Genomic DNA, 17,918 nt, shown 5'->3' on the forward strand with positions numbered 1-17,918 from the left:
TTGAGTGTAGCCGTAGTGCTAGCTTAAAAAAGCCCGTATGCCCATAGGCCGGCCGACACCAATGCCATAAGGGCCAGGATCGCCAGCGCAACCGCCACAATGCGTAGGCCCTGTCGATAAGCTGACCACGCTCCCCCGAGCATAAAACCGCCCGCCATAATAAGGACGTAGATGAGGACATAATTAGTTTCTGATTCTTGTGCGAGGGTAGTGATCAACAAATTCTTACCTTCTTCCGTCGGACTTGGTAGAGGCTCACTGCGCCAGCACCTAGAATAATTATCACTGCGGCAATAAAGGCACCATGGTAGGCGAAAATACTTGCAGTATAACCCAGGATAAATGAACCCAAACCCGTCCCGCCATCGAAACTAATATTCCACAAGGCGGATACGGTGGACAGACGCGAGGGAGGGGTGCTCTGGAACATTTTTACCATGCTTTCGTTCTGCACAGCCCCATAGCCACACCCAAAAATAATGGCTGCAACCAAGAAAAATATGGGATCCCAATGCCCTAATATGGTCACGGCTACCAGCCCCAAGCCGCTGGCAGCAAGACCCAAGGCTGGCAGGATCAAATAACCAGCACGACCCCGACTGTCAGCATAAAGACCAGCACCATAACGACTCAACATCTGAGCTCCGCCTAGTCCAGCTAGCATAAACGTGGACAGCGTCAACGAAGCCCCACTCCTATCCATAGCCGCAGGAAGGAGCGCAGAGAGCGCACCAAACCCCATGGCAGTCGCTGACATGGCAACGGCAGGTTCGAATACCTTCTGCAGCAGCCTAATATTATCGCTCCGAGTGGCCTTAAGATGAGGGCGCGGCACCGCCACAGATGGAATAAGCAGTCCCATCGCCGCAGCTGCAAGCGCCACTGCGGCGGCGAGAATATATACGCATCGGAAACTCAAAAGATCGGCTAAGTAGACGCCCGCAGGCAGCATTATTAATTGGGCAAATCCGATCCAAAATCCCATGAGACCCATCGCTTTTCCCAAGGAGCGCGCGGGGACTAGGGCCGCTAAAACCGCGGCTTGAGCGACTGTGAGAGCGCCAAAGCCGATTCCTCGCACGGCAGAAATCACAAGCAGAAAAGTGGTCTCAACACTAAATATATAGCCCAGGGAGGGGATCCCTAACATGAGGGCAGAGAAGATGATGACTGCAGTAAAGCCCCATCTCCTTAGGGCTGCAGGAGTCAGTATTTGCGCCCCGACAGTGGCTGCCATAAAGACTCCAGTCGTCGCACCGGCAAGACTCAAGCTGCCACCCGATTGGATCACGGCTAAAGGTATCAGCGGCAGAAGGAGAGAAAGATTTCCGAAGGCTCCCGCCACTGCTATCAAGATAGGGACGAATCCGGTGATGGAACAAAGCGAAGTCTTATTACTATCAACACTCATGCGGTTGCTAAAGCCAGCGTGGACTTTCTCGTCACTCCTTTACAGCTATCGACAATCCGCATCAAGGATAGTCCCCTTCTCTCCGCCTAAGCCACCTGAGATTCCGCAAAGAGCGCAGCGGGTGATGCGATCGGTTCCATCTGGGCATTGACTACCCAGCAATAGGTTGGTGCGTATTCGGCACTGAGTTCGTGAACGCACTCTAGATGGCGCGCACCTACTATATGGGTAATCCACCATTCTGCACTTCTATGGGGAAGAAATTTAGATTCCGGGGAGCTCAAGCGCAGACTAATGAGATAGGCGGGGGAAGCGCCAGGGGAATATAGCCGAATGTCCTCTCTCGCTTTCGCGCCTATCCGGTAACGGCGCACCGCAACGATAGCTGTGGGGGCTGCTGGGTAGTCGCCAACGATTTTTCGGGGAGGTCGCCACGCCCCAGTGGCCCGAGCCAGAGATCTCGGATGCTTGATCATGCTCCAAATAGACGATATATCGTTGTATAACTCATCGAGTGTCGTGGGGTGCATAACAATCGGACGGTGCTGACGGGGATCGGGAATTTTTTTCATAACGCCCACTGTAGTGAGGGAAGTAGACACCCGTCCCAGTTTTTCGAAAACTTGTTCGATTAATCCTAGGTACACAGTTCCATCAGGAGCGACTGCAGCGCTGCCCCTGTCGCTTTAAATTCAGCCTGCGTAATCTCTCGCGGACTGCTCCCATAGCGGGCTATCACGTGCATATTCATCTGTGCCCCCGCAGCAAAAGCTTCGAAGAAGTATTCATTCATCATCGTGGCATAATGGTCATCAACAACAGCGGTTACCATCGGTTCGGGTTCCCCACTGACCACGCTCACTGGATCAGCAGGATATTCCATCGCTACTTCCGCTAGCGCCCGGGAAGCGGCAACGACCGCATGCCCATAAGACCGAAAATCGCCCGCACGGCCGATTGCTGTGTGAATCGCTTGGCCCAGGGCTACTCCAGTCTCTTCGATGATGTTTTGGGGCTCCCCCAGCGGATCGGGCTCCACCAACACTTTAAGGCTGATTCGAGCGCTGTCTGCGAAAAGGAGTAATAGCTCATCGAAAAACTTAAGATGGGTGTGCACTTTAGATGTTCCACCGTCATGCAAGTCCACCGTAACTTTTACGGCCGCGTCACCGTGGTGGTTAATCACCGCGTCTTGATGGGACAATCCCCTTCGCCTCCCACTAGCCAAAAATACCCCCGTCGCAAAAATCGACGGGGGCTGGACATATATTTTAGTCGCAGAAAACCCAGCGGCCATTCTCATTAACAAAGCGCTGGACACCGGTGTATGTTCCATCAGACCAGCTCGTGGTTACGTTGGCAGAAGCTGTGGTGCCATTAACCATGATGTCCGTAATGGCATCGACACGGGAGTTGGCATTAGCAAATTCTGGAACCTCGCTAAGCGGAACATCAGGTACGAGGTCAAATTGGTTGCCAGCTTCAGCATAAATGCGGTCACGCACATGTTGGCAGGAATTATTAGGAACGTAGGTCATAAAACTACGCAAAGTCTTTTGATCCTGGAGACCGCGGATCAGCCCCTCAATCTGAGCAGCCTGTTCAGGGGTCGCTGGGCCGCCATCAGAGACAGGCGCATGCTCGGCTACCGGGAAGGGAACCTCTGTCGGAACCGCTGGGTTTTGGGGATTAGCCGGAGGAGCTGGAGGTGCGGGAGGAAGCGGTGGCTGCTCTGGCTTCTTCTCAGCATCCTCAGGAGCAGCGCTTGGTTCAGCGCTCTCAACAGTTGTTGTAACCGGAGCCTTCGTAACGGTCGAGACTGCAACCGAGGTGGTGGGAGACTCCGCCTCGTCAGAACCACATGCTACTAAGAGCAGAGAACTCGCTGCTACGGTGGCCACTGCCGCCTTCTTATAAACGAAACTCACGGTAATAAAACTCCTTATTAGGGTTGATCTCTTGTCTAAATACCCACTATAACACTCATCAACTGAGATCAAGATCCTCCCAGTGTTTTATGAGAAAGTTCCCAGCCTTTGTCAAACCTCGCTCCCCACGACGCCTTTGTCGGTCGCGCATCATCGTTATGGCAGAGGTATTAAGATACTAGGCGTGGAGTTAAATAAGAGCGCGATCATTCAAGCCAGCATCGATATTCTCAGCAGCTATGGATTAGCGGATATGACCATGCGACGCGTAGCCACACACCTTGCTGTTGCACCTGGAGCCTTGTACTGGCATATCAAGAATAAACAAGCTCTGATCGACGCCACCGCTCGAACCCTTTTAACAGATTTTCTAGCTTTAGACCATCACGATCTGCGCGAAGCAGCCCTCTTTTTGCGTACCACGATGCTAGGAATCACCGACGGCGCTGAGCTTGTTGGTACGGCGCTTATCAGCAATGATCTGCGTGCTGAGGTTGAAGGTATTTTCAGTAAGGCCACCACTGCTGACACACCACAGATCGCCGCCGCGACCCTAGTCCACTATGTCGTGGGCGCCAGCGTATTTGAGCAAAACCAGGCCCAACGCCTAGGGGCCTCATTTGATGCGGACAATGCCCGTGACCAGTTTTTAGCCGGCGTTGATATCATCTTAAATGGAATTCAAGCTCTTTCGGGCTAAGATACTGGGCTATGACTACAGAACCGATTGCGGAGGAGCACTCACCCTCCAGCGTTAACGATCAACCCACCCGCAAGGTCTGGCCGGGTGATCCTTTCCCACTCGGCTCCAAATACGACGGTGCTGGCACCAATTTTGCTATCTTTTCTCATGTTGCTGAAAAAGTTGAGCTGTGCCTCATCGATGCTGATAATAACGAGGAGCGCATTTCTCTTACTGAGGTAGACGCCCATATCTGGCATTGCTATCTACCCAACGTACTTCCAGGTCAACGCTACGGGTTCCGTGTCCATGGCCCCTATAACCCCGCCGACGGCAAACGCTGCGATCCGTCGAAGCTGCTCGTGGACCCCTATGCTCGCGCCTTCGATGGCGAATTTGACGGTGATGCTTCCCTCTTCAGCTACGACATCACTCAGCCGGATAAACCAGAGGCACGCAACACCGAGGATTCCCTCGGGCATACCATGCTCTCTGTCGTCGTCAATCCCTTCTTCGACTGGGGCTCAGACCGCGCGCCCCAGGTTCCCTATCATGACACGGTGATTTACGAGGCCCATGTCAAGGGAATGACTATGACCCACCCTGACGTTCCCGAAGAACTCCGCGGAACCTATGCTGGCCTAGCACACCCAGCCATTATTGAATATCTCAAGGATCTTGGCATCACTGCCATTGAACTGCTCCCTGTACACCAGTTCTTACAGGATGACCGGTTGCGTGATCTGGGACTGCGCAACTACTGGGGCTATAACACCTTCGGCTTCTTTGCTCCGCACCTGGATTATGCAGCCGCTAAGACCCCAGGCGATGCCGTATCCGAGTTTAAGGGCATGGTTCGCGCCTTCCACGAAGCTGGTATCGAGGTGATTCTCGATGTTGTCTATAACCATACAGCCGAAGGAAATCATCTCGGCCCAACGATCGCCTTCCGAGGTATAGATAATGAGGCTTACTACCGCCTGGTAGATGGCGACAAACGCCACTATATGGACTATACGGGAACCGGAAACTCCCTTAATGTTCGCGACCCTCACCCACTGCAGCTCATCATGGACTCACTGCGCTACTGGGTCACCGAAATGCACGTGGACGGTTTCCGCTTCGACCTCGCCTCCACCCTGGCGCGCGAGCTGCATGACGTGGATAAGCTCGCTACTTTCTTCGATCTCGTACAGCAGGATCCAGTAGTCTCACGCGTTAAGCTCATTGCTGAACCGTGGGATGTGGGCGAGGGTGGTTATCAGGTAGGTAACTTCCCTGCCATCTGGGCCGAGTGGAACGGGAAATACCGCGACACCGTTCGGGACTTCTGGCGAGGCGAGCCCTCCACGCTGGGCGAATTCGCATCCCGACTCACAGGTTCCTCGGATCTCTATGCACATAATGGGCGTCGGCCTACGGCCTCCATCAACTTCGTTACTGCCCACGACGGCTTTACCCTTAATGACCTCGTCAGCTACAACGAAAAGCACAATGAGGATAATGGTGAGGGTAACCGCGATGGCGAGTCCCACAACCGCTCGTGGAACTGTGGCGCCGAGGGTCCCACAGATGATCCCGATATTAATCAACTGCGTGCTCAGCAGCGTCGCAACTTCCTCACCACGCTCTTACTCAGCCAAGGCACCCCCATGCTGGCTCACGGTGACGAAATTGCGCGCACTCAGTCTGGCAATAATAACGTCTACTGCCAGGATAACGAGCTCGCGTGGATGGACTGGGACCAGGTGGCCGATAACCACGAGTTACTAGGTTTTACCAAGCGACTCATTCGTATCCGCGCCAACCACCCGGTTTTCAGACGCCGTAATTTCCTCGCGGGCGGACCACTAGGTGAGGACGCCCCCGATCGCGATATTGCGTGGATGGTTCCATCCGGCAAGCTCATGACCCAATCGGATTGGGAATTCGCTTTTGGCAAAGCTTTAATGGTCTATCTCAATGGAGCATCTATTGCTGAGCCCGATCGTCGCGGGCACCCGATTATCGATGAATCCTTCCTCATGATCTTCAATGCCTATCATGACGTCATCGAATTTACCTTGCCACCAGAGAACTTCGGGTCTTCGTGGAAGCTCGTCGTAGACACTACGGAACCCACGGGGTACCCACTGGAGGGTAAGGTCATCGAATCCGGGGGTTCAATGACCGTTCAGGGTCGCTCCATTCTCATCTTCCGGCAGGTAGATCCGCCGGTCAATGCTAGTGTCCCTGGCGATGAGTATGCTGAGCGAGAAGAATACGATAGCTAATACAAAAAGGGGCGGTGCCTATCTGGAGTAGCGCACCGCCCGCTGGGTTCATCAAGACACGAGGCTTTCTATGACTATTTCCATCCATGGCGGCGAAGTCACCATTACCGCGCAGGAGATCACCATTCACCCCACTCTCCTGACCGCCTCACTTGATGCCCATCCCCTCACCCTTCCGCTCGGACCAGCGCGGGTTACCCGCACCCCCAGCTCGATCCTGGGAGGTGTCGTCCAGATTGGAGATGACCCCGAGCACACGATCACTTTTCCCCCAAATTCGGACCATCAGATCGAGTTATTCTTCCAAGCTCTAGAGGCTGCTAAGAAGGGAGAACTGGCCGCTATAGCCAATCTGGATTTCTGTGGCATCGATGTGGAAACAGCCAATAGTGACTGGGGGTCGATCTGCCAGGTTGGTTTAGCCCGGGTGCGAGACGGCCTGGTGGTCGAAACTAAGTCCTGGTTGTGCCAGCCTGCAATCGCAGGTTTCGACGAATTCAATAAAGAATTCCACGGCATTACTGAGAAAACCGTTGCTACCGCCCCACCGTTTGCAGAGATCCTTCCCGAGGTGATTGCGTGGGTCGCTGACGACGACGTAGTGGCGCATAATGCTCAATTTGATATGACAGCCTTCTTCCGCGCCGCAGCCGCAGCACAGGTTGATCCCCCGCAGTGGAATTTCGCGTGCTCGCTCGCCGCGGCCCGGTCCTGTCACCTGCCTATAGCTTCGCATAAACTTAATGTCGTCGCAGATCATCTCAACGTTGATCTTGAACACCACCATGATGCTCTCTGCGATGCCAAGGCTTGCGCAGAAATCTTCGCTGCTCTTACCCGCCTGAAGCGGACCAGTGGGAGCCTTGAGGAGGTTTTTATGACATTTGGTTTCGAACGCGGTTCGCTCAACAGCAATAGGGTTTACCCAGTGCTGCGCGCCTCTCTCGCCAGTGCACCGGTGCCAAAGGAAAGCACGCCTAGGAAATCGCAGCCGTGGGCTAAGGTTGCCACACCGGAGAAGGTCCCGGATACTAATACCGAGGCTGATCCCCGCAATCCTCTTTATGGGCACGTAGTGACCCTCACCGGTGATTTCGATCCCTTCGATAAAGGTCTCTTGTGGCAAAAAATTGCAGCTGCAGGTGCTACGGTGGCCAAGAATGTGACCAAGAAAACCACTCTATTAGTGATCGGGCCGTGGAACTGCATTACCACCAAGCAAAAACGTGCAGAAGATCTGAACGACAAGGGTCAGGCCATAGCTTTCTGGACAGCTCAAGAACTTTTTGACGTTCTTGGCCTAGACGCCAATCTCAATCCTCCTTTCTAAACCAGAAGGTATTGCGACTCATGCGGTAGGAAGTATAGCCTCCCTTAACACGTCAGCAGCTCTATATCCAGGGCGATCTCATCCTACTTCGGCTCGCTCGTCCTCGCCGCACCGTTGAAATATGAAGGAGAGCTTAAAATATCCATACCGCCCCTTATGACGAAGCAATAATAAAACCTGTCTCGGTGCCCGGTGTGCTCCACATATTAAATTGACATATCCATGAGATCATCGACGAGTATGCGTCAGAACCAACGCACAAATCGCGCTAAACCCCAGCGATGAAGGTTGTATACAAAGCTCGTTTCATCCGCTCCTTGGATGCGACGGGGAAAGCTAGATATCCCTAAACTGCTACCCCATCAATAAACCAAACGATTCTAAACCTCTCTGACTCTATACCCCATACTTAGTAGTGGTTTTCCTGCTCCCCCTGCAGGTCCTCAGCTAATGTACACGCCGGTGGCTCAATGAAGGCATCATCTCACTATTGCCTAGATTTTCACCCAGTCAAGGCGCTCCTCTTGCTCAACCCCAACGAGTAAAAGTGAGAGAACCACAGCGTCTCGCCTTCTCATAGCCCCAAGGAATGGTGGTTAAAAAAATTATACCGATGGAATTCTCGTATACTGCGTTCTCGACCCATAATGCACGATCAATTCGTAGCTCCCGCACGGCGCTCGCTATGATAGGTAATTGTGAATTCGCTCTCGGATCTTCATAATTTCCACCAGGACTTCATCAAAACTCACCCTGATGCTGTACCTGAGTTCCGTGATGCTATCGAGAGAGTGCTAGCAGATGCTGGCTTAGCCTACGATCGGGTCAGCGTACGCATAAAATCGTGGCGCTCCTTGCGCGCTAAGATCAAAAAGAAGCACGCCGATGGCTCCCCTGTTTACCCCAACCCGATTCGTGATATCCACGATCTCATCGGAGTACGTATTACCACCTACCACTCGACTGAGATTCCACAGATCATTGAGGCTTTAAGCGATGAATTCACGGTGCGCCGAAGTGTGGATAAGGCGGAGCAGGCTCGCATTTCAGGAACCTTTGGCTACGGTTCTCACCATCTCATCGTGGAAGTTGATAGTAGAACCAGCGAGTTGTCTAACTATATGGGCCAAGAATTTGAGGTGCAGATTCGTACCGTTCTGCAGCATGCCTGGGCCGAATTCGAGCACGATATCCGATACAAGCGTCGATCGCGTAAATTGTCTCCTCAAGTTGATCGGGCTTTTACCCTTGCTGCAGGCTTGATCGAACTAGCCGATCAACAATTTGATCAGATTGCCGCTATCGAGGAACCTCGCGAAAGTTCCGCGGCCGATCCTGGGGTGGAATTTACTGCCGAAACCTTGCCGGGGATTATCACCATGATCAACGGCAACCAGATCCCTCAGTCGTCTATCTCCAGCTACCAGTGGCTTGAGGAGCTTCTCCACGCTCACGAAATTCGTACTGCTGGCCAACTGGAAGCATTATTGAGCCCTCGGAATATCACCCGTATCCGTGAAGCCATGAATTATAAATTCCGCCCTGGACACGTGCGAGTAATCGACGATCTTCTCCTTGCACAATACGGTCGCGAGCATATCCGCCTCACTGGATCAAGTGGAAAGCACCCTAAACAGCGCGTTCATCGCCTCGAGCGGAGTCTCCCGTTAGTTTCCCACGTCTTTTAACGGTCGCGCCCGATTAAACGATCGAGCTGTCGACGTTCCTTCTTCGTCGGGCGGCCCGCACCACGATCTCGTCGTGGGATGCCTAAATCTCTTGGCGGAGGCTGCGGCGAATGATCGATATAGCACGTTCGAGCTATGCTGGCGCCCACACGTTTTTTCACGGTTTTGGTCACTTCAACATCGGTGAAATGATGATCTGCCCAAACACTAACCCGATCTCCAGGGACGACAAGGTGCGAAGGCTTCACTGCTTTCGCATTCACCTTGATATGGCCTGCCTTGCAGGCATCAGCTGCTTTCGAGCGTGTCTTAAGTAACCGTACCGCCCATACCCAGGAGTCGACTCGAACGGGACTGTTATCGGTCACCATTGATCACGGTAGTTGATAATCGCACGAATTCGCCCGTAGTTCACACCCACTCCAGCTAAGCTAACGGCTGCGGCGATGATGCTGATGCCGATCTGCGAAACTAAAAGCCCTCCCACGGCAGCGGCCAACCCAGCACCGCCCCAAGCGACGGCGGCGCGGGCGTGACTGCGCACGGCTATTTTTCTTTGTTCGGTGCTATGTGGTGATTGAAGAGTCATAGGTTTGATTCTACCCACGTACTTCCGGCATCAGTAAGCCGCGCCCCACCTGCAGTCAGTGCCGCTAGAAAGCTTTCTAACTCCGCTTTTCCACCCGGGTCTACCGCGATTGTAAAATGTGCGCGATGCTTGTACTCCACCTCAGTCACATGAAATCCGCGTCCACGTAATTCGGCTTCTATCTTGCCTGCATCACTGTAGTTGAAGTCGGCTTGAAAAAGATCTTGACGTGCGCGACTGACACTTTCGACTTGATCAAGGCAGCGCATAACAGAATCGGAATAGGCATGTACTAGACCACCAGCGCCCAACTTGATGCCACCAAAATATCGTACGGTCACCGCTGCGATATCTAGGAGTCCGGAACCTCGAAGCACATCCAGCATCGGGGTACCAGCGGTGCCAGAGGGCTCACCATCATCTGAGGATCGCTCGATTGGGTTCGACCCGTCGACGTGGTAGAGGTAGGCGCTGCAGTGATGGCGAGCATCTGGGTAACGGGATCGAATCTCTGCAATAAACGCGCGTGCCTGCTCTTCATCTTCAACCCGAGCGATGAAGGTGAGAAATTTACTGCGCTTGATCTCAAATTCGTTAAAGAATTCTCGATGGGCTCTCGGGCGCCGATATGCTCTTGCCAACGGTTAACTCACCACAAATTCGTATTCTGGCGTTCCAGGCTCAAGGTGTCGGCAGGTAATTCGGGATGCATCCATCCGCGCTTTGAGCCCGTCGATATCGCTAGCAGACCCTAGTTGTAGACCTACCAATGCAGTGCCAGTTTCGCGGTTATTGCGCTTGAGATACTCGAATAGAGTGATATCGTCATCGGGCCCTAGGATGTCGTTAAGAAAGCTTCGCAGCTGTCCGGGCTCCTGGGGGAAACTGACTAAGAAATAGTGCTTAAGTCCGCGTTGCACGAGTGATCTCTCGACGATCTCGGAATAACGAAGGACGTCGTTATTGCCGCCTGAAATCACGCACACGACGATATCACCAGCACCAAATTTCAGATCTCGCAGCGCCGCCACGGAAAGAGCTCCCGCGGGCTCAGCTATAATTCCTTCGTTCTGGTACAGCTCGATCATCTCGGTACACACCACACCCTCACTGACCGTCAACGGGTGCAGCCGACCGAGATTCTGTTCAATTACTTGGTAGTTAATATCCCCTATACGCTTCACAGCTGCTCCGTCAACGAAGGGATCGACAGCTGGAAGCGTCACAGGGCCGTTGGCTTTTAAGGCCGCCTCCAAAGATGGAGCTCCCTTGGGTTCGACCCCCACCACTGCGGTACGAGGCGACAGATCAGCCAAATAACTTAAGATTCCCGAGATCAATCCGCCCCCGCCCACGGGGACCACAATTGTGTCAAGGGTTTTACCCAAGGCCGATAACTGAGAGAGAATTTCTGCCGCCACCGTGCCTTGGCCGATCACTGTATTTGCGGCATCAAAGGGCTCGATGATCGTCGCTCCTGTCTCCAGGGCATAATGATGAGCTGCAGCACTTGCCTCATCGAAATTTGCCCCAGTGACCTCCAAGGTAATATTCTCGCCACCGTGCACCATGATGCGATCCCGCTTCTGTTTGGGGGTAGCTGAGGGTACAAAAATACGACCGTTGATTCCCTTAGTCCGACACGCGAAAGCAACGCCTTGGGCATGATTGCCAGCCGATGCTGCCACAATTCCAGCCTTTTTCTGCTCATCACTGAGCTGTGAAATAGCGTTAACAGCCCCGCGAATCTTATAGGAACGAACATCTTGAAGATCTTCGCGCTTCAGGTAGATCTCGGCGCCCGTTAATTGTGAGAGCCTGGGGCAGAATTGTAAAGGTGTGGTGCCGATTGTTGCAGAAATTCGAGCCTGCGCAATTTGAATATCCGCTGCGTGGATATTAACCGGAGTTTGTGCTGGCGAATGATCTGCTGGGGTACTCATGAATACCTAGCTTAGCGCTTTAGGTTTCGAGCGAAAAAAATCACCTCGGCTGCGGGCTCTCACCAGCTAGTGTGCATCTGGTATCGCGCACCGTGCGGTCAAACCTGCTAACGTCTTTGCTATTGGTGATCACACTGCTTCAATGCGTTATTATCGCAAGGAATCACGCTCACTACAAGACTCACTACATTTATAAAGGAGCAAACGATGCGCCCTCGTTCTATTAGCACCCTGGTGGTCAGCCTAGGTACTGTCGCGGCTCTGATCGCCGTGCCCGCTGGAGCCACCGAAAGTTCCCAAACCACTGAGACCACTGAGACCACCGGCACCACCGGGACAACTGCAGCCCCCACAACTGAGGAGAAAAAACCCGACCACTATGGCAGTGACAAGGGTGCGGATGGCGTAGCTTCTTCCGAGGATGATTTCTTCGAGTTCAACGAGAATGGAGCCCTTGTCCGGATGGGCGACCTCGAGGAAAAGCACCTTCCCATTATTAGTGCAGTATTCGGTCTTATAGCATCTATTGCCGTTTTCGGGGCTTCGGTATTCCGGGCTTTCCCTGAACTACAGGGGATGCTCAACAACGCTCTTAAGCAGGCTGGGGTGCGCGTTTAATGCGGGTGACCCACAGTGTAGCAGCGGTTATGCTCACCCTTCCGCTTATAACCGGGCACGCAGTGGCCGCAGAGGCGCCCACTAACCAGAAACAGCAGTCAGCGGAACTCATGACCACCGACGTCGAACAGCAAGAGGGGTCACTCTATGAGCAGGCGCTCAAACCTGGTTCCTCTTTAACCGGCAGTACCCCTATCGATCTCACTATGATTGCGGCGGCCTTAGTGGGCGGTGCAGCTCTGATCTACCGCATCATTGCAGAGGGGCCACATAATTTCCTTGTGGGCCTTCGTATGCAAATCGATGATTTCATCGCTCGAACCCAGCAATTATCTACCGTGCTTGTCGGCTGAATAAAGGCGCTGCATATCCAAGCAGCGCCTTTATTCTTTAAGCCAGAATCCCAGGGCCCAAGGTCGCTTTAAGGTCACCCATAAGGCTAGCTGACCGTTCGACTCGAAGGCTTTCACCTAAGATCATTGTGTGCGATTCATCTCCGTCGACAAGGTTGAGATACACATCCGATTCCCCGCTATTAGCCAGCAAGACAGATTTGAGCTTGCCAAGATTCTCCATCGTGCATTGATCGGTGCGCAGGTTCAAACGAACTGGTAACCCGGTTCCATTTCCTATACCCAATTCGGGTATTTTCAGATCATCGCAGAAAACTCCAACCCGATCCTCCCGGATACTGATATGGGCTTTGATGAGAACAATATTGTCTTCAACGATATGTGGACCCACAATGGCATAAGTCTTCGAGAAAACCAGGACCTCAACTTGCACACCAGCATGGTCCTCCACGGTCACAATGGCCCACGGTGTACCATCTTTTTTCGATACTCTCCGATCAACGGCTGAGATGATGCCACCAATCTCGACCTCTTGGCCATGACTGACGTCCTGTGAAGCGATGATCGACAGCGGAGTCTTGGTTTGAGCGGCAAGGGCATCTTCGTAGCCATCGAGAGGATGCGCAGATACATACAGGCCGAGCATCTCGCGTTCGAGAGCCAATTGGTGCTTCTTATCCCACTCCTGATCAGGGACGTCGATAGTGAAAATCTCCGCCGGACTCGAGTCCGAATCGGCGCCGAGACCTGCGAAAAGATCAAATTGCCCCTTATCCATGGCCCTCTTCGGCCCGGTGGCGGCATCAACGGCCTCATCGGAGATAAGTGAAAGTCCCCGGCGCGGATGCCCGAGAGAATCAAAGGCACCCGCTTTGATCAGCGATTCCGTGACGCGCTTATTACAGGCGGTGAGGTCAATTTTATCGAGATAGTCAGAAAAGTTTCTATAACTGCCCTTGTCTTCGCGCGCTTTGACAATCGAATTCACCACGTCCTCGCCGACATTTCGCACCGCTCCGAGTCCGAAGCGGATATCGGAACCCACAGGGAGGAAGTTGAATCGCGATTCATTCACGTCTGGGGACAGCACAGAAATCCCGAGGTGACGACAATCCGCTAGATAGATCGCCATTTTATCTTTTTTGTCCGCCACCGATGTTAACAGTGCCGCCATATACTCAGCTGTAAAATTAGCCTTCAGGTAGGCGGTCCAATAGGAGACCAGTCCATAGCCTGCGGCGTGGGACTTATTGAAAGCGTAGCCGGCGAAGGGCAAAATCACATTCCACAATGCGTCGACCGCTTCCTTGGAAAACCCATTGCTGAAGCAGCCAGTGGAAAATTTCTCGTATTCCGCTTCAAGGACTTCTTTTTTCTTTTTACCCATGGCTTTACGGAAGCCATCTGCTTCACCCGCGGTGTAGTTGGCCAGCTTGCGAGAGATCGCCATGATTTGCTCTTGGTAAACAATCAGCCCATGAGTTTCGGCGAGAATATCTTCAAGGACATCCGCCAACTCAGGGTGGATGGGTTCTTTGGGCTTCCGTCCGTTTTTCCGGTCGGCGTATTCATGGTGCGCGCCCACTGCCATAGGCCCTGGGCGGTAGAGCGCCAAGGATGCCACGATATCGTTAAAGCCAGTTGGCTGCATGCGCTTGAGCAACTCTTGCATGCCAGCAGAGTCGAGCTGGAAGACACCCAAGGTATCTCCTCGGCTCAGCAATTTATAGACTTCAGGATCATGGGTGTCGAGGCTCTCGAGATCCACGGTGGTATCGCGATTGATCTTAATATTCTCGATAGCATCGCCGATAACCGTTAAGTTGCGGAGCCCTAGGAAGTCCATTTTCAACAAGCCTATGGCTTCACATGCTGGATAGGGCCAGCCTGTGATCAGTGCACCGTCATTTGGGCGTTTCCACATGGGAATACAGTCAAGCAGTGGAACTGAGGCCATAATCACGGCACAAGCGTGAACACCCGCCTGCCGTACCACTCCTTCAAGGCCTCGGGCAGTATCGTAGATCTTTTTTATTTCTGCGTCGGCTTCGATGAGTTTGCGAACCTCACCGGCTTCTTGGTAGCGGGGGTGCTCTGGGTCCATAATGCCAGATAGCGGGATATCTTTGGCCATTACCGCAGGCGGGAGGGTTTTAGCGATGCGATCGGCAATTTGGTATCCTGGCTGGCCGTGCAAGGTTCGAGCGGCGTCTTTCAGCGCTTGTTTCGTTTTCACGGTGCCGAATGTAATCACTTGGGCGATCTTGTCCTCACCCCAGCGCTCGGCCGCGTAGCGGATCATCTCCGCTCGGCGGCGATCATCGAAATCGATATCTATATCGGGGGCCGAGGGGCGTTCCGGGTTGAGGAAGCGCTCGAAGAGCAATCCATGCTCAATTGGGTCGATATTGGTGATAGTGAGCGCGTAGGCTACGAGTGCACCTGCGGCCGAACCTCGGCCTGGTCCCACACGAATACCCACCGAACGTGCGTATTTGATGAGCTCCGCGACAATTAAAAAGTACGAGGGGTAGCCCTTCAAATCGATTACTTCGATTTCGTATCGTGCGCGGTCGAGATATTCTTGGGGCACCTCCTGGCCAGGGAACCTCTCTTTGAGGCCTTCTGCGACCTGGTGCTGAAGCCACGAGGTCGGAGTATGTCCTTCCGGTACATCCGCAATGGGCATGCGGTCATGGGGATGTGGCTCCCACAGGCGACCATAGTCTTGAACACGCTCGGCGATCCAGAGGGTGTTATCGCACGCATCCGGAACCAAATGATCCCATAATTCACGCATTTGTGCGGCAGATTTGACATAGTAGCCGCTGCCGTCGAATTTGAAGCGATCTTGGTCGTGCATTGTTTTACCCGTTTGCACGCACAGCATGACTTCGTGGGCATGAGCTTGAGACTCCAAGACATAATGGCAGTCATTGGTCACTAGAGGTGGAAGGTTGAGTTTCTTCCCGATCTCTAGCAATTCGCCGCGAACTCTGTTCTCAATATTGAGGCCGTGGTCCATGAGCTCGAGAAAATAATTGTCTCGTCCGTAGATGTCCTGCCACATCGCGGCAGCTTCTAAGGCTTTATCAAATTGGCCGAGCCTCAGGCGCGTTTGAACGTCGCCGGAGGGACACCCAGTTGTGGCAATAATGCCGGTTGCGTGCTCAGCAATGAGTTCGGCATCCATACGTGGCCACTTGCCCAGTTGACCTTCATACGAGGCCATCGACGAGAGATAAAAGAGGTTTTTAAGCCCCTCAGCTGTTTCTGCCACCATTGTTTGGTGTAGATACGCTCCCGACGCGGAGACATCGTCGGATTTTTGGCTTTCATCACCCCACCGCTGGCGCTTGAGATCGAAACGAGAACCGGGGGCTAGATATGCTTCGATGCCGATAATTGGCTTGATGCCGGCGCCGGTCATTGCTCGGTAAAAGGCGTCCGCGCCAAACATATTGCCGTGATCGGTAATTCCCACTGCTGGCATCTCTTGGCGGGAGACTTCCTCGGCCAGCATATTCACCTTAGCCATCCCATCGAGCATGGAATATTCCGTGTGGTTATGCAGGTGTACGAAGGAAGATTTTTTTGCCATAGGTGTTGAGTCTAGTGTGTTTACTTCACCCGTGCATCTGTCTGGTGGGCTGGGAGATTTTCGAGGTTTTTAGGCTTCTGGCACTATGATGAGCGCTTATGCTGTATGTCGTTTCGGCTTATCTTCTGTGGGGTCTATTCCCTGCTTATTTTCCGCTGCTTGCTGCGGCTTCCCCTTATGAGATTATAGCCCACCGTATTGTGTGGACCGCCGTTATCATGCTGGTCATCATTTCTCTTACGGGCACAGCACGCAGACTGCGCGAGATCGACCGCACAACGTGGGGGTGGTTGTCGTTTGCCAGTATCGCTATTGCATTGAATTGGCTTATTTATGTGATTGCTGTTAATTCGGGGCATGTGGCCGATGCCGCACTCGGGTATTTTATTAACCCTCTTGTCAACGTTCTTTTCGGAATTATCTTTCTTAAGGAGCGCTTGCGTTTTCTCGAGACTATAAGCATCGGCATTGCGGTTCTCGCAGTAGTATTTCTGACAGTGCTCGCAGGTGAGCCCCCAATTATTGCTTTAAGTCTGGCATTTAGTTTTGGTACCTATGGTCTGATTAAGAAAAAAATCAATCTTCCAGCTTCGCTCACCTTGACGGCTGAAACTTTGGTGCTCACTCCTTGCGCTCTAGCGGCGATAGGTTACCTCGAATACTCCGGTCAGGGTAGTTTCGCCTCCGTGGGACCTCATCACAGTGCCCTTCTGATCGCTACAGGCGTGATTACTGCTGTTCCTCTTCTCCTCTTTGGAAAGGGCGCGCGGATGATACCACTGTCAACGGTGGGGATGTTGCAGTATATGACCCCGACTATGCAGCTACTATGGGCAGTTTTTGTTGTCAACGAGAGCGTCGATTCATGGAAGTGGATGGGTTTTATCCTCATCTGGATCGCTGTTGCCATCTATATGAGCGATACCCTCATTCGCGCCACCAGATCCCATAGATCCCATCGGTCACATAGGACTAATAGGAGACGGGTCGAACGCTAAACAGTCCCCAGCGAGCATCGGAGGGGAGAACCTCGATAGCGAGTACCTCTGAGGCTTGTGCCACCTGATCAAGAGTTGTCGGTGAGGCGTGGACAACAAGCCCCGTCACAGCATTGGGATCGAGGCCTTTCAGCCGAATTTGTTCCTCTAGATGGTCACCCCGAGGTTGAGTAATAGTTTCGGGTATACCAATGACCGCAGCTTCGCCTACCCCCACCGCATTGACTCTTTCGACCGCTAAGACGATCTCGCCGGCCAGGTCGGCGGGGATGGGACGCACAAAACTAATATAGGCAAAAGCGGGGGCATGATGCTCTCGCCTACTCATACGTGATCGCTGCTGATAATCCGCGCGCGTCTCCCCACGTTCTGGCCCTAGTACATCGCCGTTAAAGATCACGGGTGGTTCCTTGGCAGTATCAGCAACAAAGAAGCTATAACCCAAGCCCATCACGGCAAGCGATACAACAGCTAGGCCGACGCGGATAGTATCAGCCGCCATGG

Annotated in this window: 18 protein-coding genes; 7 read left to right on the forward strand and 11 right to left on the reverse strand. The window is 53.1% G+C overall.

What is annotated here, in order from left to right:
- Positions 1-23: 23 nt before the first annotated feature.
- The 5 genes from N7326_RS01890 to N7326_RS01910 form a co-directional block, all read right to left on the reverse strand.
- Entirely contained in the window at positions 24-221 is a 198-nt protein-coding gene (locus N7326_RS01890) for a hypothetical protein (protein WP_259076209.1), read from the reverse strand.
- Entirely contained in the window at positions 215-1,411 is a 1,197-nt protein-coding gene (locus tag N7326_RS01895; RefSeq protein WP_259289265.1) for an MFS transporter, read from the reverse strand. Before N7326_RS01895 ends, N7326_RS01890 begins: the two co-directional genes overlap by 7 nt.
- An 86-nt stretch (positions 1,412-1,497) precedes the next feature.
- Positions 1,498-1,983, reverse strand: coding sequence for a hypothetical protein (locus tag N7326_RS01900; protein WP_259076206.1), 486 nt, complete (start codon positions 1,981-1,983; stop codon positions 1,498-1,500).
- Positions 1,984-2,048: 65 nt separating this feature from the next.
- On the reverse strand, positions 2,049-2,615 hold the full coding sequence (locus N7326_RS01905) for a hypothetical protein (protein WP_259076203.1): 567 nt from the start codon (positions 2,613-2,615) through the stop codon (positions 2,049-2,051).
- 67 nt (positions 2,616-2,682) lie between these two features.
- Complete coding sequence (locus tag N7326_RS01910) at positions 2,683-3,339, reverse strand: nuclear transport factor 2 family protein (RefSeq protein ID WP_259076200.1); 657 nt, start codon at positions 3,337-3,339, stop codon at positions 2,683-2,685.
- 184 nt (positions 3,340-3,523) lie between these two features.
- Between N7326_RS01910 and N7326_RS01915 the strand changes: the two genes are divergently transcribed.
- The 4 genes from N7326_RS01915 to N7326_RS01930 all read left to right on the forward strand — a co-directional run bounded on the left by N7326_RS01915 (position 3,524) and on the right by N7326_RS01930 (position 9,312).
- Positions 3,524-4,039: a TetR family transcriptional regulator gene (locus N7326_RS01915; protein WP_259076197.1), complete on the forward strand. Its 516-nt coding sequence runs from the start codon at positions 3,524-3,526 to the stop codon at positions 4,037-4,039.
- Positions 4,040-4,050: 11 nt separating this feature from the next.
- Positions 4,051-6,294 carry a glycogen debranching protein GlgX gene (glgX, locus tag N7326_RS01920; RefSeq protein WP_259076185.1) on the forward strand — a complete coding sequence of 748 codons (2,244 nt, stop codon included), beginning with the start codon at positions 4,051-4,053 and terminating at the stop codon, positions 6,292-6,294.
- Positions 6,295-6,364: 70 nt separating this feature from the next.
- Positions 6,365-7,624, forward strand: a complete 1,260-nt coding sequence (locus N7326_RS01925) for an exonuclease domain-containing protein (protein WP_263088058.1) — start codon at positions 6,365-6,367, stop codon at positions 7,622-7,624.
- 698 nt (positions 7,625-8,322) lie between these two features.
- The gene (locus N7326_RS01930; RefSeq protein ID WP_259157640.1) at positions 8,323-9,312 is read left to right on the forward strand and encodes a GTP pyrophosphokinase; all 990 of its coding nucleotides are present in this window, start codon (positions 8,323-8,325) and stop codon (positions 9,310-9,312) included.
- On the opposite strand, the gene N7326_RS01935 is transcribed toward N7326_RS01930, so the two are convergent.
- Genes N7326_RS01935 through ilvA form a run of 4 tightly spaced genes read right to left on the reverse strand, consistent with a single transcriptional unit; the run spans position 9,309 to position 11,844 of the window.
- Complete coding sequence (locus tag N7326_RS01935; RefSeq protein ID WP_263088059.1) at positions 9,309-9,683, reverse strand: RNA-binding S4 domain-containing protein; 375 nt, start codon at positions 9,681-9,683, stop codon at positions 9,309-9,311. The two genes, N7326_RS01930 and N7326_RS01935, sit on opposite strands and share 4 nt — an antisense overlap.
- Complete coding sequence (locus N7326_RS01940) at positions 9,677-9,901, reverse strand: hypothetical protein (protein ID WP_259076171.1); 225 nt, start codon at positions 9,899-9,901, stop codon at positions 9,677-9,679. Before N7326_RS01940 ends, N7326_RS01935 begins: the two co-directional genes overlap by 7 nt.
- Positions 9,898-10,542, reverse strand: a complete 645-nt coding sequence (locus N7326_RS01945) for a YigZ family protein (RefSeq protein WP_259076169.1) — start codon at positions 10,540-10,542, stop codon at positions 9,898-9,900. The genes N7326_RS01940 and N7326_RS01945 overlap by 4 nt, the downstream gene beginning before the upstream one ends.
- 3 nt (positions 10,543-10,545) lie before the next feature.
- On the reverse strand, positions 10,546-11,844 hold the full coding sequence (gene ilvA / locus N7326_RS01950; protein ID WP_259076166.1) for a threonine ammonia-lyase IlvA: 1,299 nt from the start codon (positions 11,842-11,844) through the stop codon (positions 10,546-10,548).
- A gap of 207 nt (positions 11,845-12,051) precedes the next feature.
- On the opposite strand from ilvA, the gene N7326_RS01955 reads away from it, so the two are divergent.
- Positions 12,052-12,462, forward strand: a complete 411-nt coding sequence (locus N7326_RS01955) for a hypothetical protein (protein ID WP_259076163.1) — start codon at positions 12,052-12,054, stop codon at positions 12,460-12,462.
- Between the two features lie 29 nt (positions 12,463-12,491).
- Positions 12,492-12,815, forward strand: coding sequence for a hypothetical protein (locus tag N7326_RS01960; protein ID WP_259157637.1), 324 nt, complete (start codon positions 12,492-12,494; stop codon positions 12,813-12,815).
- 37 nt (positions 12,816-12,852) lie between these two features.
- Here N7326_RS01960 and dnaE read toward each other — a convergent pair whose 3' ends face one another.
- Positions 12,853-16,416 (reverse strand): DNA polymerase III subunit alpha, encoded by a 3,564-nt coding sequence (gene dnaE, locus N7326_RS01965; protein ID WP_259157636.1) that lies wholly within the window; start codon positions 16,414-16,416, stop codon positions 12,853-12,855.
- 98 nt (positions 16,417-16,514) lie between these two features.
- On the opposite strand from dnaE, the gene rarD reads away from it, so the two are divergent.
- A complete protein-coding gene (rarD, locus tag N7326_RS01970; protein WP_259076156.1) occupies positions 16,515-17,414 on the forward strand; it encodes an EamA family transporter RarD in 900 nt (299 codons plus the stop codon).
- Here rarD and N7326_RS01975 read toward each other — a convergent pair.
- Positions 17,389-17,916 carry a hypothetical protein gene (locus N7326_RS01975; protein WP_259076154.1) on the reverse strand — a complete coding sequence of 176 codons (528 nt, stop codon included), beginning with the start codon at positions 17,914-17,916 and terminating at the stop codon, positions 17,389-17,391. The genes rarD and N7326_RS01975 overlap by 26 nt on opposite strands.
- Positions 17,917-17,918 lie beyond the last annotated feature (2 nt).

This window comes from Corynebacterium sp. ES2794-CONJ1 (assembly GCF_025660615.1).
Lineage (GTDB): Bacteria > Actinomycetota > Actinomycetes > Mycobacteriales > Mycobacteriaceae > Corynebacterium.